This is a genomic window from Moraxella sp. CTOTU47915, assembly GCF_031986685.1.
Taxonomy (GTDB): domain Bacteria; phylum Pseudomonadota; class Gammaproteobacteria; order Pseudomonadales; family Moraxellaceae; genus Faucicola; species Faucicola tetraodonis.
The window spans coordinates 123757-138555 of the sequence record NZ_DAMAAE010000003.1; the positions used below are offsets into that span (position 1 = coordinate 123757).

12 protein-coding genes are annotated in these 14799 nt (G+C 45.6%); 5 read left to right on the forward strand and 7 right to left on the reverse strand.

What is annotated here, in order from left to right; all coding sequences use genetic code 11:
• Positions 1–149: 149 nt before the first annotated feature.
• The 6 genes from greA to RTL34_RS03900 all read right to left on the reverse strand — a co-directional run bounded on the left by greA (position 150) and on the right by RTL34_RS03900 (position 7498).
• A complete protein-coding gene (gene greA / locus RTL34_RS03875) occupies positions 150–626 on the reverse strand; it encodes a transcription elongation factor GreA (RefSeq protein ID WP_007116148.1) in 477 nt (158 codons plus the stop codon).
• A 261-nt stretch (positions 627–887) separates the two neighbouring features.
• Complete coding sequence (locus RTL34_RS03880; protein ID WP_312114726.1) at positions 888–1439, reverse strand: phosphatase PAP2 family protein; 552 nt, start codon at positions 1437–1439, stop codon at positions 888–890.
• Positions 1440–1593: 154 nt separating this feature from the next.
• Complete coding sequence (carB, locus tag RTL34_RS03885) at positions 1594–4839, reverse strand: carbamoyl-phosphate synthase large subunit (RefSeq protein ID WP_007116146.1); 3246 nt, start codon at positions 4837–4839, stop codon at positions 1594–1596.
• Positions 4840–4950: 111 nt separating this feature from the next.
• Positions 4951–5814, reverse strand: coding sequence for a PhzF family phenazine biosynthesis protein (locus tag RTL34_RS03890; RefSeq protein WP_007116145.1), 864 nt, complete (start codon positions 5812–5814; stop codon positions 4951–4953).
• A complete protein-coding gene (gene carA / locus RTL34_RS03895) occupies positions 5815–7008 on the reverse strand; it encodes a glutamine-hydrolyzing carbamoyl-phosphate synthase small subunit (protein WP_312114729.1) in 1194 nt (397 codons plus the stop codon).
• Positions 7009–7264: 256 nt separating this feature from the next.
• Complete coding sequence (locus tag RTL34_RS03900) at positions 7265–7498, reverse strand: hypothetical protein (protein ID WP_312114731.1); 234 nt, start codon at positions 7496–7498, stop codon at positions 7265–7267.
• A 134-nt stretch (positions 7499–7632) separates the two neighbouring features.
• On the opposite strand from RTL34_RS03900, the gene RTL34_RS03905 reads away from it, so the two are divergent.
• Together RTL34_RS03905 and RTL34_RS03910 are read left to right on the forward strand one after the other, a co-directional pair.
• Positions 7633–8904, forward strand: a complete 1272-nt coding sequence (locus tag RTL34_RS03905) for an FAD-dependent monooxygenase (RefSeq protein ID WP_312114733.1) — start codon at positions 7633–7635, stop codon at positions 8902–8904.
• The gene (locus RTL34_RS03910; RefSeq protein WP_312114735.1) at positions 8901–10148 is read left to right on the forward strand and encodes an FAD-dependent monooxygenase; all 1248 of its coding nucleotides are present in this window, start codon (positions 8901–8903) and stop codon (positions 10146–10148) included. Before RTL34_RS03905 ends, RTL34_RS03910 begins: the two co-directional genes overlap by 4 nt.
• Positions 10149–10223: 75 nt before the next feature.
• On the opposite strand, the gene RTL34_RS03915 is transcribed toward RTL34_RS03910, so the two are convergent.
• The gene (locus RTL34_RS03915) at positions 10224–11438 is read right to left on the reverse strand and encodes an OmpA family protein (protein ID WP_312114737.1); all 1215 of its coding nucleotides are present in this window, start codon (positions 11436–11438) and stop codon (positions 10224–10226) included.
• Positions 11439–11956: 518 nt separating this feature from the next.
• Between RTL34_RS03915 and RTL34_RS03920 the strand changes: the two genes are divergently transcribed.
• From RTL34_RS03920 to RTL34_RS03930, 3 genes are all read left to right on the forward strand, one after another.
• The gene (locus RTL34_RS03920) at positions 11957–12586 is read left to right on the forward strand and encodes a rhomboid family intramembrane serine protease (RefSeq protein ID WP_312114738.1); all 630 of its coding nucleotides are present in this window, start codon (positions 11957–11959) and stop codon (positions 12584–12586) included.
• Between the two features lie 143 nt (positions 12587–12729).
• On the forward strand, positions 12730–13665 hold the full coding sequence (locus RTL34_RS03925) for a metallophosphoesterase (RefSeq protein ID WP_312114741.1): 936 nt from the start codon (positions 12730–12732) through the stop codon (positions 13663–13665).
• Positions 13666–13770: 105 nt separating this feature from the next.
• On the forward strand, positions 13771–14685 hold the full coding sequence (locus RTL34_RS03930) for a bestrophin family protein (RefSeq protein ID WP_203171454.1): 915 nt from the start codon (positions 13771–13773) through the stop codon (positions 14683–14685).
• The last annotated feature ends 114 nt before the right edge of the window (positions 14686–14799 follow it).

Below are 14799 nucleotides of genomic sequence, written 5' to 3' on the forward strand. Positions count from 1 at the left end.
AAGTCATCAAAAAATAATCTGTAAAATCAACCTATCGAATTATTGTAACATTTTTGTCAACGTGTTTTTCGCCATTTTTTGACAATTACCCATAATTTGTCACAATAAAAAAGCCAATCATTTGATTGGCTTTATCGGCTAAATAGCGGTTATTGGTACAAAACTTCGACGATTTCGTATTCGACTTCACCGCTTGGGGTTTGGATTTTGGCTTCATCACCTTCTGATTTACCAATCAGACCGCGCGCGATGGGCGAGTTAATCGAGATTTTATTGGCTTTAAAATCCGCCTCGTCATCACCCACAATCTTATAGCGTTTTTGCTCTTCCGTATCGAGATTTTCAATCACTACCGTGACGCCAAACACCACGCGACCTTCTTGCGGTAGTTTGAGCGGATCAATGACTTCAGCGCCGCCCAGTTTGGCTTCGATATCGCGAATACGGGCTTCACAAAATCCTTGCTGCTCACGGGCAGCATGGTACTCAGCATTTTCTTTTAAATCGCCATGTTCGCGCGCTTCGGCAATCGCCGCGGTAATACGTGGACGGTCAACGGTTTTGAGCTGTTTGAGCTCTTCTTCTAAAGCCGCGTGACCTTGAGGCGTCATTGGATAACGTTGCATAGGGGATTCCTTTTGTCACAAATAGGGATTCAAACGGCAAGATTGCCAAAGTAACAAGTCACAAAAAATGGTCATCAACGCTCGTGATTAACCATTATCTATTTTGTATAGATGAAAAAAACCATGCTAGACAGGGCTACTGCCTAACAAGGTTCTAGTAAAAAATTTGCTGTGCTGCGTCAATCACCACAATAACGGTATTTTACTTGATAACGGCTTGTGATGCAAAGCATTCACTCAATTGACTGTATGAACCTGACATTACCAAGCTGAGCTGATGGTAACACCCACGGCTTTATTTTCATACCAAGGTAAGATAGTGGCATTGTCAAACGGTTGCGTCATCACCAAACCACTGACGACACCCAGCGCACAGCCAGCAACCACATCACGGGTATGGTGCTTGTCGGCATCCACCCGTGACCAGCCCACATAGGCGGCAGGAATCATTGCCATCGAGCCATAGCGCCAGCCATAGCGTTGACCGATGAAAGTCGCGCCCGCGCAAGAATCACTAGCATGCCCTGACGGAAATGAGTAATCTTCGCCATTGGGACGTTCGCCCCATGCGGTGTCATTGGTGGCGTATTTGAGCGCATAGGTAGCCGCCAAATTGGTTGCCATGGTTTTGCCTAGTTGATAGACGCCTTCTTGGTCATGTTTGGCAAGTGCCATGCCTAAGCCTGCTACCGGGATAGCAATATGCAATATATCGCCCGCTTTTTCGCTATCGCTTTTGGCATATACCGTTGTCGTTGGCGCTAATACAGCAGCAAACAGTATGATGTTAAAGGTCTTAGAAGGTTGTCTCATGGCATTCACACCCTGATTGTGGTTAATGGTCAAAACATTGATAAACATGGCTATACTTAGGGCAAACCCAGTCTACACCCCAAACCTTAGGATTATCTTAGCCCATAAAAAAATACTGACAGCACTGGCTATCAGTATTTTAGACTAGCGGTGGTTATTCCTGTGTCTGTGTATGTAGCGCTTGAAGCTTATACACATCAAATGGTAGCTGCACTTTATACGCTTGGGTAACTGCCGCCGCGGCATTTAAGGTAGTCACATTAAATACTTTATGCTGTAAGGCTGAGCGGCGAATTGAGAACGAGTCTTCATGCGCTTGTTTGCCTTCAGTGGTATTGACCACAATCGCAATCTCACCGTTTTTGATGGCATCGACGATATGTGGGCGACCCTCGGTGACTTTGTTGATGCGCTCACAGGCGATACCGGCTTCGGTCAAGATTTTTTGGGTGCCTGAGGTTGCCACAAGTTTAAAGCCATAGTCGGCAAATTGTTTTGCCACTGGTACCAGATTGGCTTTGTCGCTTTCACGCACTGATAAGAACACTTTTTTAACTTCATTCTCCACTGGCAAACCGGGCAATCTATCATTACTGCCGATGATGGCTTTATAGTAAGCTTCACCAAAGGTCTGACCCACACCCATGACTTCACCCGTTGATTTCATCTCAGGGCTTAAAATAGGGTCAACGCCTGGGAATTTGGCAAAAGGGAATACCGCTTCTTTGACTGCAAAAAATGTTGGAATCACCTCAGTGGTAAAGTTTTGTTCCACAAGCGTTGTGCCCGCCATACAACGCGCGGCGACTTGCGCAAGTGAAGTGCCGATGCATTTTGATACGAAAGGCACCGTACGTGAGGCACGTGGATTGACTTCAAGAATATAAACCACACCATCTTTGACCGCGTATTGGACGTTCATCAAGCCCACCACACCGAGCTCTTTTGCCATTGCCACGGTTTGTTCGCGCATCACATCGCAAATCTCTTGGCTAAGTGAATACGGCGGGATTGAACACGCTGAATCGCCTGAATGCACGCCCGCTTGTTCGATGTGCTGCATGATACCGCCAATCACTACGTTGGTGCCGTCAGAGATACAATCCACATCCACTTCAATCGCATCATCCAAGAAGCGGTCAAGTAACACAGGGGCTTCATTGGACGCTTGTACAGCTTCACGCAAATAACGACGCAGTTCGTTTTCGTTGTAGACGATTTCCATGGCGCGACCGCCCAACACGTAAGAGGGACGGACAACTAAGGGATAGCCCACTTGCGTCGCTTTGACGATACCGTCTTCGGTACTGGTCGCCAAGGCATTGGGTGGCTGAGTAAAGCCCAATTGCTGAATCATGTGTTGGAAACGTTCACGGTCTTCTGCACGGTCAATCGCATCTGGGCTGGTACCGATGATATGCACACCTGCAGCTTCCAGTGCGCGCGCTAATTTTAATGGCGTTTGTCCACCGTACTGCACAATCACGCCTTCGGGTTTTTCGATGCGCACGATTTCAAGCACATCTTCTAACGTAATAGGCTCAAAGTACAGACGGTCAGAGGTGTCATAGTCAGTTGAAACTGTTTCAGGGTTACAGTTGACCATGATGGTCTCATAACCATCTTCACGCATTGCCAAGGCGGCATGTACACAGCAATAGTCAAATTCAATACCTTGACCAATGCGGTTGGGACCACCACCGATAACCATGATTTTTTTGTTGTTGGTTGGATTGGCTTCACATTCGTCATCATAGCTTGAATACATATAAGCGGTTGACGTCGAAAACTCCGCGGCACAGGTATCCACGCGTTTGTACACAGGATACACGCCCAAATCCCAACGTTTTTTACGCAGTTGTTTTTGTGAAATTCCCAAGAGCGTTGCCAAGCGTAAATCTGATAACCCTTTACGTTTGAATTGACGCAAGTTGTCGCTGGTCAAACCGCCAAAGCCAGTTTCTTTCACCAATTTTTCCGTTTTGACGATGTCTTCAATTTGCACTAAAAACCAAGGGTCAATGCGAGTAAACTCAAACACCTCATCCACGCTCATGCCAAAACGGAAGGCATCAGCAATGTAGAAAATACGGTCAGGTGTGGGGGTTTTTAACTTAACTTTTAAGGTGCTGCGAATGGTATCCTCGTCTTGATTGAAATCAAGATACTCATCAAAACCATTCACGCCAATTTCAAGACCGCGTAACGCTTTTTGCATCGACTCTTGGAAATTACGACCAATCGCCATCACTTCACCCACCGATTTCATTTGGGTAGATAAGGTGCTGTCAGCTTGGGGGAATTTTTCAAAGTTAAAGCGCGGTACTTTAGTCACCACATAGTCAATGGCGGGCTCAAAGCTGGCTGGGGTCAAGCCGCCTGTAATGTCATTGCTAAGTTCATCGAGCGTGTAACCGACCGCAAGCTTTGCTGCGATTTTGGCAATCGGGAAACCCGTGGCTTTAGATGCCAAGGCAGATGAACGGCTGACACGTGGGTTCATCTCGATGACCACCATACGACCTGTTTTTGGGTCAATACCAAATTGTACGTTTGAACCACCGGTCTCCACGCCAATCTCACGCAGCACCGCCAATGACGCATTACGCATGATTTGGTATTCTTTATCCGTCAAAGTCTGAGCAGGTGCCACAGTGATAGAGTCGCCTGTATGCACACCCATAGGGTCAAAGTTTTCAATCGAACAGACGATGATACAGTTGTCTTTTTTATCACGGACAACTTCCATCTCGTATTCTTTCCAACCAATTAAGCTTTCATCAATCAATAGTTGGTGAGTGGGTGATAAGTCAAAACCACGCTCACAAATCTCGACAAATTCGTCACGGTTGTAAGCGATACCGCCGCCCGAACCCCCCATGGTAAACGACGGGCGAATGATGCAGGGAAAGCCGACTTTGGCTTGAATAGCGAAGGCTTGTTCCATGGTTTCAGCCACTTCGGCGCGCGGGCACTCTAAGCCGATTTTTTTCATCGCTTGGTCAAACAGGTTACGGTCTTCGGCTTTTTCGATGGCGTCTTTGGTCGCGCCAATCAGCTCGCAGCCATATTTTTCCAGTACGCCATGCTTGTCCAAGTCTAACGCACAGTTGAGCGCGGTTTGTCCGCCCATGGTTGGCAAGATGGCATCGGGGCGTTCTTTATCAATGATGCGCTCTACCGTTTGCCAGGTGATAGGCTCGATGTAGGTCGCATCTGCCATGACAGGGTCAGTCATGATGGTGGCTGGATTTGAGTTAACTAGAATGACGCGGTAGCCTTCTTCACGTAAGGCTTTACAAGCTTGTGCGCCTGAATAGTCAAATTCACAGGCTTGTCCGATGACGATAGGACCTGCGCCGATGATAAGAATGGATTTGATGTCGGTACGTTTTGGCATTGCTTTACACCCTTTTTAACTGCATTACATAAAATTTAAAATAAAAAACTGAGTACTAACTGATGTTTTAAAATCCTAATTTTAAAAAAAGCGCGATTAACGCACTTTTTATTATAAATAAAACTCACCTTTGCCCACCTCGATGACATTGCCACCCACAAAAATGTTTTGCTCATTATCGACGTTGAGCGTCAAGCGGTTGGGTCTGCCCATATCATCGCCTTGGTGAATGGCTTTGCTAATAGGGTAATGATTTCGGCTAATAAAATACGCCCCCAAATTGGCACATGCCGAACCTGTGCCGCTATCTTCTACAAAGCTATTATTTTGCTCAGAAAACATCCGTGAATGGATAATGTCACCATCATCAAACCAATAATAAATAGACGGCTCTTCGGTGGTTTTAAAGGGATTATCAATGTTTAACTCACGAAGTTTTGTCATATCAATTTGCACATTGGCTAGCGCTTGGCGATTGGTTAGTTCAACCAAGATTTGTTGTGTGCCGCTATTGATAAAATAAGCATGACCTACAAAATCGTCCGTATTTATACCGCTTAACGCTGCCAAACTAGCCTTATCAGCATTAATTTGCTTAGCCTGATAACCCTGAATTTTGATTTGTATACGGCTATTACTGGTAAAAATTTCTACGGCCTTGGCTTGTGTATTAACCACAAATTGACTGGGCAAGTCATTGAGACTTTTTAAAATAAATCCCGAGCCAAGCGTGGGATGACCTGCCAGTGGCATTTCATAATTTGGGGTAAAAATACGTAAATTGGCGACGGCTTTTGTACCATGTAAATCAGTGGGCGCAAAGATAAACACCGTTTCACTCAAGTTAAACTGCTGAGCAATCGACTGCATTTGCTCATCATTTAGCCCATCGGCATGGGGAAATACGGCAAGCGGATTACCACCAAAATGGCTTTCGGCAAAGACATTAACCAGGTGAAAAGGGTATTGTTGCATTTATGCTTTCGCCTTTGCCATCATAGCTGCGAATTTATCAAATAATGGCGCACAGTCATGGGGTCCTGGGCTTGCCTCTGGATGTCCTTGAAAACTAAACGCAGGCTTGTTAGTGAGCTCAATGCCTTGATTTGAGCCATCAAATAACGAACGATGCGTCACTTTAATATTGCTAGGAAGCGTACTTTCATCTACCGCAAAACCGTGATTTTGTGAGGTAATCATCACCGTACCTTGCTCGATATCTTGTACAGGGTGGTTGGCACCATGGTGACCAAATTTCATTTTTAGGGTTTGCGCGCCGCTAGCGAGTGCCAATAGCTGATGACCTAGACAAATCCCAAACAGCGGAATATCGGTTTGGGTGATGATGTGTTTGATGGCATCAATGGCATAAGTACAAGGTTCAGGGTCGCCAGGACCATTGGACAAGAAAATACCATCTGGGTTGTGTTTGAGCACTTCATTGATAGGCGTTTGGGCAGGCACAACGGTGACATGACAGCCGCGGTCAACGAGCATACGCAAGATGTTGGTTTTGACGCCGAAGTCATACGCCACGATGTTAAATTTTTGCTCAATGTCAGTGCCCAATTCTTTAAAGCGACCACAAGTTGGGCTCACTTCTGGACTCACCAATTGCCATGAGCCTTGCGTCCAGGTAAAACCTGCTTGGTCACAGCAGACTTTCGCCAAATCCATGCCTTTGATACCGGCAAAGCTTTTGGCAAGTTCGATTGCTTTGGCTTCATCGAGCTGACCGTCGCTATCAGCGGTCATGATACAACCGTTTTGTGCGCCTTTTTCACGTAGTAGGCGAGTAAGTTTTCGGGTGTCGATATCAGCGATGGCGACGGTGTTATGGTTAATCAGATACTCGCTTAGTGATTGGCTTGAGCGAAAGTTACTGGTTGCCATGGTCAAATCACGGATAATCAGTCCGTTTGCCCACACCTTATGAATGCGACCTGACTCTGTGTCTTCATCGTTGGTGCCCGTATTACCGATATGGGGGTAGGTTAAGGTGACGATTTGCTGGGCATAGCTTGGGTCGGTCAAGATTTCTTGGTAACCTGTCATCGCGGTATTAAACACGACTTCACCAACGGTATGTCCGCTAGCACCGATGCTGCGACCATAAAAAACCGTACCATCTGCCAATGCCAAAATTGCCTTTGCGTAATTCGTGTTCACCTAGTGCCTCCGCTCGTATCCTGTGTTCTACCTATGTGTGCGACGGTATACGATGCCCACTCAATGCACATACCGTAAAAAGTATCGCCCACAAAAAAGCGAGAAGACATTGATTTTAAAGAAAATAGCTAACTGGTTTTAATGCGTTACCAGTCTGTGCCATTAACTTTATCATGCCAACTCGCTAAGGTTTGATTTTGCCTATTTTAACAGAACCTCACAAAAAAAGGTAGCCAAAATTTTTGTCGAAATCAGTCTAAAAAGTACGTAAACTTGGTTGAACCAAACCGACCACAAACCAAATCGTTTCAACAATCCAAATGATCAGTACATACAAGCGGATTTGCTCGGCGGTCCAATCTAGCGAAAACCAGCCAATTAGCCACCACGATTGCCAGCCTTCTAGCCATTTTGCGCCATTTCCCAGCAGCACCCAACCATAAAATATACTGCTAAGCAAAAACAGCAACAACCACTGTAGTACCGACATTTTGCTTATTCCTTTAACATTTGCTTTATGGATTTTACCCAAATGCCGCCACAAAGCGCGTAAGGATTTGTGCTAAACTGGTAAAAAATTCTGATAAGGTGCGCTTTAACCGCCCTTTAAAAAAGAGAACAAGCATGAATATTCTTACCCCCCAAACTGTGGTGATTATCGGCGGCGGCAATGTGGGTTTATCCTTTGCTTTACTGCTTGCTGACAAAGGCATCTCAAGTACGTTACTAGAAAAAGCCAATTATCCGACCATCAGCCCTGATGATGACTTAGACCGCGCGCAATTTGACAGCCGTAACATCGCGCTGTCACGCCGTACGGTACAAATTTATAATGGTATGACCTTTAATGGCAAAGCGCTATGGGATGATTTACAAAGCCATGCCTGCCGCATTGATGAAGTTAGTATCAGTGAAGAAGGTAGTTTTGGTAAAGCCACCCTCAATAAACACGCTGAAGGGGTGGAAAGTTTTGGACAAGTGATGGAAAACGCATGGCTTGGCAAAAAATTACTGCTCGCCGTGCAAAACAATCCGCTGATAACCCTGCTAGACGGTGCCACCTTGACCGATATACAACAGACGGCAACTGATGTCACCATTCGCTTTGACCAAGACCACCAAGCTTGCCAAACCTTAACAGCTGATTTATTGGTGGCTTGTGATGGTCAGCACTCGCCAAGCCGGCAACTACTGGGCATTGGCGCAACTGCACACGATTATCACCAAGTAGGTGTCGTGGGCGTGGTCATGACGGACAAACCGCACCAGCATCAAGCGATTGAACGCTTTAATAAAATGGGCGCAGTTGCTGTGTTGCCTTTGGTTGATGCGTTTGATATCAGTCAAGGGGATGGACGACAAGCCCAGCAAGGCTACCGCCGCTCTGTGGTATGGGTGTGCCCAAAAGGCGAAGAACAGCGCTATCTGGACGACGACCAATACTTTCTTGACACCATTCAACAAGCCTTTGGCAGCCTAGCAGGCAGGTTTGTCAAAGCGGGTAAACGCGGCGCGTATCCACTGGTGAAAATATTGGCAGATAGTCAAGTCAAAGATCGCTGCGTCATCATGGGCAATGCCGCCCACACCTTGCACCCTGTGGCAGGACAAGGCTTTAACCTATGTATGCGCGATGCTGATACGCTCGCCAAAATGCTGGCACAGCAAGTGATGCGCGGCGAAGATATCGGCGATAGTCGCATGCTACAAACTTATGCCAAACGCCGTAAAGCTGACCAAAAACGGGTAGAAATTTTCTGCGATACCGTGGTATATGGCTTTATGCACCAAAATCCCTTGCTCAAATTCGCGCGTAACGTCGGACTTATTGCCTTTGATAAAGTGCCATTTGTGAAACCAGCTGTGGCTACCTTTGCGATGGGGCTGAAATCATGAAAAACACTACATTAATCATCGGCGGTGGTGTTGTTGGCGCGACATTGGCGTTAAAGCTTGCCCAATCGCGCCATCCTGTCACCTTAATCGATGCTCGCCCACACCTCACTCAAGCCGACTGGGAGCAAAAACTCAACCAGCGTGATGCTCGTGTCTATGCGCTAAGCGTCGCCAGTATCAACCTACTCAAAGAGGTCGGTGCATGGCAGCGTATTGAACAAAGCAAACGCAAAGCCGACTATACCCAAATGCAGGTATGGCAGACCAATGGCGTGGGCGAGCTAAATTTTGGTGATGCTCAAACACCGCAATTATTGGGTAGTATGGTTGAGCCCTTTATCATCGAAAAAGCGCTGTATGACGGTTTTGACGATGAGCGTCTTGTCCATCAGGGTCAATCTTATTTGCGCCATATTGCAGGGCATAAGGTCACTGATATTGCGTGGCAAGGTGAAGATTTGGGGTATCAAGTTAGCTTAGATAATGGCACCACGCATCAAGGTAAGCTATTAATCGGTGCTGATGGACGCGGCTCTATGGTACGCCAAGCGGCAGGGATTGGGTTAGATACTTTGGTGTACCAGCAAACGGCAATCTGCTGCGCCATCAAAACCGAGCAGCCACACAAGGCGACAGCCAGACAAGTGTTTTTGCCGACAGGGCCTTTGGCACTTTTACCGTTGGCAGATGTGACGGCTGACGATCAGGCGAACCCGCAACATTGGCAATCGGTGGTATGGACATTGCCCACCAATGCTGCCCTTGATTTACTCACACTCACGCCAAAAGAGCTTGCCAAAGAACTCGCCTTTGCCAGTGGCTATGCATTAGGGGATATCACTGAGATTGAGTCAATCGCCAGTTTCCCACTGGGTGCCCAACATGCCAAAAATTATGTCAAAGCCAACTTGGCATTGCTTGGCGATGCTGCGCATGGGGTGCATCCTTTGGCGGGACAAGGTTTAAACTTGGGTATGCTTGATATCATTGCCTTGAGCGATATTTTGCAAAAAGATTACCAGCGTTCAGGCAACAAGCTATGGGCAAGTTTTGCGACCTTACAGCGGTATGAGCGTCAACGCTACGCTAATAACGCGATGATGATGCACAGTTTTTCAGGGATTAATTGGATTTTTGGTACACAGTTGCGTCCGATTCAGCAGCTACGCAGTGAAGGCGTGAGCATGGTTAGTAAAATCACACCCTTGATGAAATTTTTTACCCAAAAAGCCAGTGGCATTTAAAAATTTTTAACAGCAAAAAAAATCCTCGATAACTTATCAAGGATTTTTAACGATGAATCAACCGTAAAAGGTGATTTATTTCGCTGGGCTTGCAACGGTTGTAACAGTTGTGGTGCCAGTGGCAGGAACAGCATTGTCATCAACAATGTATGCATCGACACGGCGACCTTCTTGGTCTTTACCCGCAGCACCTGTTGTATCTTGTGGTTTGATCAATTCAAGTTGTGATTGTGGCACACCATTGGCTACCAAGAATGATCTAACTGCTTGGGCACGCTCTTTTGCTAACTTCTCATTGGCAGCAGCATTACCTGTGCTGTCAGTATAACCACTGATACCGATTTTTTTGCCTTGTTTAGCGGCTTCAAGGATATCATTGGCTTTTTCTTTAGCATTACCAGCAACTTGTGCTTTACCCGTAGCAAAGTAGAAGCTTAAGCGACCATTTTCAAATACCACTGAAGGCTCAGTGCTAGAGATAGTTGTTGCCGTGGTTTCAGTGGTAGTCATCGTGGTGCCAGATGCCATTGGCATGCTTGCTACTGCCATGTCAGTGGTTGATGCTACAGGCATTGCCATGCTATTGGTTGCACTTGCCGCAGAGACTTCAGTTGTGGTAGTGGTTGTCGTTGTTGAAGCAGTGGTAGAAGCCACAACTGGCGTCGCGACTGGCTCAGTTTTATTACATGATTTTAACAATGCCCAAGCAAGTGCGCCTAAAATTAATAAACCAATGATTGGCAGTAACATTTTCATCAAGCCGCCTTCATCGCGTTTAGGCGTAGCAACCAAATGCTCCTCTGTACGAGTGGTCGTTTGGACAGTAGGCGTGGTGGCTGCATGCGCAGGCGACAAATTCAACATGGTCAAAATGCCCGCTGGGATAAATGCATATGCCCAAGCAGGAATCACAGAAGCCACAGACGCAATATTGTTTGATAAGAAAGTATTGAGCGGTGTCGTACCTGCAAGTGAGCGTAATTCACGCAGTACCAGCGGCGCAGCACGGCTTACCAACGAACTAGTTTCTTGCTCTGGTACACTGTAATGACGTGAGAGCTGTTGGACTAGCTCTGTACGGTGGGTAGTATCTGGTAGTACACGGTCAAAAAAGCCATGGTCATCATCAGCGATGGTTGCATTAGCAAAGCTGTTGGAGATGGTACCGTCAGCAAGACGGGCAACCATAATAGCGTATAATTTTTCTAATAAAGATGAGCGGTTTTCGTCAGTTGCATTATTTAAAAGAACGGGTGTTACTGTACGGGTTAAATGTTCAATGATATTCATAATTCAATCCTCAAAAAAATAAAGGGTTATCAACCACCATAAAACCAATGTATTATTGTTATATCCAGCACACTAGCCAATAATTCTATTATATGTTTTCAAAAATTATTATTTATGGTTGTTGGGTTTGTTATTGCATTGCTATTTAGTTTACGCTTAACAATACTGAGAAAGACTGCCGCAATTCAACAGATTTTGTTAAGTCTTTTGCAGTATTACTCAAATATAGCTAATAAATTAAAGCAAAATCGGCACGCCTTCAGTTATGTTAAGGTAACTATTGCGTAAATATTGTGTTAAAAATTCAAATCTTCCCCATTTTGGGTAAACTTGGGTAAAGGTGTGTTGCTAAAATTTGAAGGGTTTGTCATTAGTTTCATACGGCAAATTGAACGTTATACTGCAAGGCAGATTTATGTATTACCTATCATCAATAAATTCACATTTGGCTTATTGAGATAATACGCTATCTTTATCATAATCCTACTTATCATTATTTATTGCTATTTTGAGGTGCTATGTCACTTTTTTCTAACCATACTTTATTTATCATTATCATTACGGTGGTTGTCAGTTTATTAGCTTGGCAATCACCCCAACTGATGCAAAGGTTAATTTTTTATCCGCCTGCGGTGAAGCGAGGGCAAGTCGATCGCTTTGTCACCCATGGTTTTATCCATGCCGATGGGATGCACTTATTTTTTAATATGTTTACTTTGTATTCGTTTGGACAAGCGGTACAGGGTTTTTTCATGTCCAAACTCGGCAGTCTAGGATTTGTGCTGTTTTATCTTGCCGCTTTGGTGGTGGCGATTGTGCCAACCTATCTAAAACAAAAGAACAATCCTCGCTATAGCAGTCTAGGCGCATCGGGCGCTGTTTCAGCAGTAATTTTTAGCTATATCTTGATGAATCCGTGGTCGACATTGTTGCTGTTTGTGATTCCTGTACCTGCGATTGTGTTCGCGGTGGCGTATGTGGCGTATAGTGTGTGGGCGGATGGGCAAGGTCGCGGTAGTATCAATCATTCGGCACATTTGGTGGGTGGTATTTTTGGTATGTTAGCCACGATTGCCATTGAGCCCGGTATTGTGGCGCATTTTTTTAACCAATTAATGCACCCAAGATTTTTAGGCTTTGGTGGCTAACATTTGGGGGCAAAAAATTGCGTGGCGCCGCTTGCCTGATTACAGCTTGCCCATTCATAGGTTGTACAGCCACAGGTTGCCTAGTTAACAGTCGCTTGGCTGGTTAACGGTAAAGTCGTAAAAAGCAGTAAAAGGTAAAAAATATGATTTATGATGTGATTGGTGATGTGCATGGTCAGGCAGATAAACTCATTGGGTTACTGACGCAGTTGGGCTATCAACATGATGGTCAGTGTTTTCAAGCGCCTCCTAATCACCAAGCGATTTTTATAGGCGACTTGATTGATAGGGGCAGTCAACAGCTGCAAACCTTATCTATCGTATTTGCGATGATTGACCACGGGCAAGCGCTCGCGGTCATGGGTAATCACGAGTATAATGCGTTAGCTTACGCAACACCCGATGCCCGCGATGCAAGCCAATATTTACGACAACATAATGATAAAAATACCTCGCAGCATCAAGCGTTCCTTGATGAAGTAGGGTTTGGTAGTGAGTTGCACCAGTTTTGGCTCAAGCGGTTTTATGAATTACCGCTGTGGCTAGCATTGGATGATGCGTGTTTTGTGCATGCTTGTTGGGACAGTGATGCGATGGCGATGTTAAAGCCGCTGTTAACGATAGACAATCGCTTGACGCCGCTTGCTCTGCAAAAAACCAGTGAGGAAGGCACGCCACCTTTTGAGGCACTGGAAAGAGTGCTTAAAGGTGTGGAAGCACCGCTACCTGAAGGCATTCATTTGGTCGATAAAGAAGGTCATCAACGTAAAAATGTACGCGTGCAGTGGTGGCAGCCTAGTTTGTCGTTTCAGCCGATTCACCAGATTGCGCGCGCCAGTCAAGAGGATTTGATTCATATCCCTAAAGACACGCTGAGCGCTGAGATTTTGTTTGGTCTTGACCACGACAAACCTATTTTTGTCGGGCATTATTGGCTCAATGGCACGCCTGAGCTACTTAGTCATCAAGTGGTCTGTGTGGATTATTCTGCTGCCAAAGATGGGTTTTTGACGGCTTATCAATTTGATACCGATCATCCGGCTTTGAGCTCAGCGAATTTTATTCAATATCAGCATTGACCCAAAGCTAAACGGTAAACTGGGTGTAACATAAATTAAAATATTTGTTTAAAGCTTACGGCTAATAATGATAGCCAGTGAGCAAACGATTAAGATGGGTTAGGTATGATTCGACGTCCGATTGAGCCGCTAAAGATGCTATTTGTGCTGCAAGGCTCGTATTTTAAACGGCTGATTGTGCCACAAGTTTTGTTGTTTATTTTCTCCTTTTTCATCTATTTTTATCAAACCCATATCGCCACCGAGCCTGTACCGCTCAATCCTTCGGTGTTTGCGATACTCGGTATCTCTCTTGCGATTTTCCACGGGTTTTGTAATAACGCAGCGTATGACAGGTTTTGGGAAGGGCGTAAACTGTGGGGCACGCTGGTTTGGCTAAGTCGCAACATCGCCCGTCAAGTGATGACACTGCCGAATGTCAGTATGGCGGAAAAACAAGCCTTTATCCGCCATCAAATCGCTTTTGTCCACAGTCTACGCCAACAGCTGCGGAGTGAGGATAATACAGCAAACCTGCAGCGGCTATTAACGGTTGAAGAACAGCAAGCCGTGGTTGGGCAAAACTTTATTGCGTTACGCTTGACCCAAATCATGGGGCAGATGCTCGCCAACTGGCAAGCCGAGCAAAAAATCGATGTTTGGCAATGGCAAAGCTTGGATAACACCTTGGGTGAAATTGCCCATATCCAAGCGGGCTGTGAACGCATTAATAACACACCGATTCCGTATGCCTATTTTGTGCTGCTGCATCGCACTGTGTATCTGTATTGCTTTATGCTGCCATTTGGACTGGGCAATGCGATTGGCTGGGTAACGCCATTTGTAGTCAGTTTTGTCGGCTACACCTTTATGGCGCTCAATGAAATCGTCGATGAAATCAGCGAGCCGTTTGGTACGGGGGAAAACGAATTGCCCCTAGGGATGATGTGCGATACGATTGAGACGCAGCTGGCCATGCTTAGTCATCAACAATTTGCCCCTGAGCAAAAGCCGCGAGTACCCGCCAATGTGGTGATATAGTTGCCGCATAGATTTTGATTTTCAAGGGTAAAAAATCATGCTATATTAAGTTTTAACCGTGCATTTCATGCACGTTTTTTTATTTTAAGTCCGTCAATTTTTTGGCAAAAGGAA

Coding starts and splice junctions, on each gene's coding strand:
- greA (WP_007116148.1), bottom strand. CDS start 626: ATGCAACGTTATCCAATGACGCCTCAAGGTCACGCGGCTTTAGAAGAA.
- RTL34_RS03880 (WP_312114726.1), bottom strand. CDS start 1,439: ATGAGACAACCTTCTAAGACCTTTAACATCATACTGTTTGCTGCTGTA.
- carB (WP_007116146.1), bottom strand. CDS start 4,839: ATGCCAAAACGTACCGACATCAAATCCATTCTTATCATCGGCGCAGGT.
- RTL34_RS03890 (WP_007116145.1), bottom strand. CDS start 5,814: ATGCAACAATACCCTTTTCACCTGGTTAATGTCTTTGCCGAAAGCCAT.
- RTL34_RS03900 (WP_312114731.1), bottom strand. CDS start 7,498: ATGTCGGTACTACAGTGGTTGTTGCTGTTTTTGCTTAGCAGTATATTT.
- RTL34_RS03905 (WP_312114733.1), top strand. CDS start 7,633: ATGAATATTCTTACCCCCCAAACTGTGGTGATTATCGGCGGCGGCAAT.
- RTL34_RS03910 (WP_312114735.1), top strand. CDS start 8,901: ATGAAAAACACTACATTAATCATCGGCGGTGGTGTTGTTGGCGCGACA.
- RTL34_RS03915 (WP_312114737.1), bottom strand. CDS start 11,438: ATGAATATCATTGAACATTTAACCCGTACAGTAACACCCGTTCTTTTA.
- RTL34_RS03920 (WP_312114738.1), top strand. CDS start 11,957: ATGTCACTTTTTTCTAACCATACTTTATTTATCATTATCATTACGGTG.
- RTL34_RS03925 (WP_312114741.1), top strand. CDS start 12,730: ATGATTTATGATGTGATTGGTGATGTGCATGGTCAGGCAGATAAACTC.
- RTL34_RS03930 (WP_203171454.1), top strand. CDS start 13,771: ATGATTCGACGTCCGATTGAGCCGCTAAAGATGCTATTTGTGCTGCAA.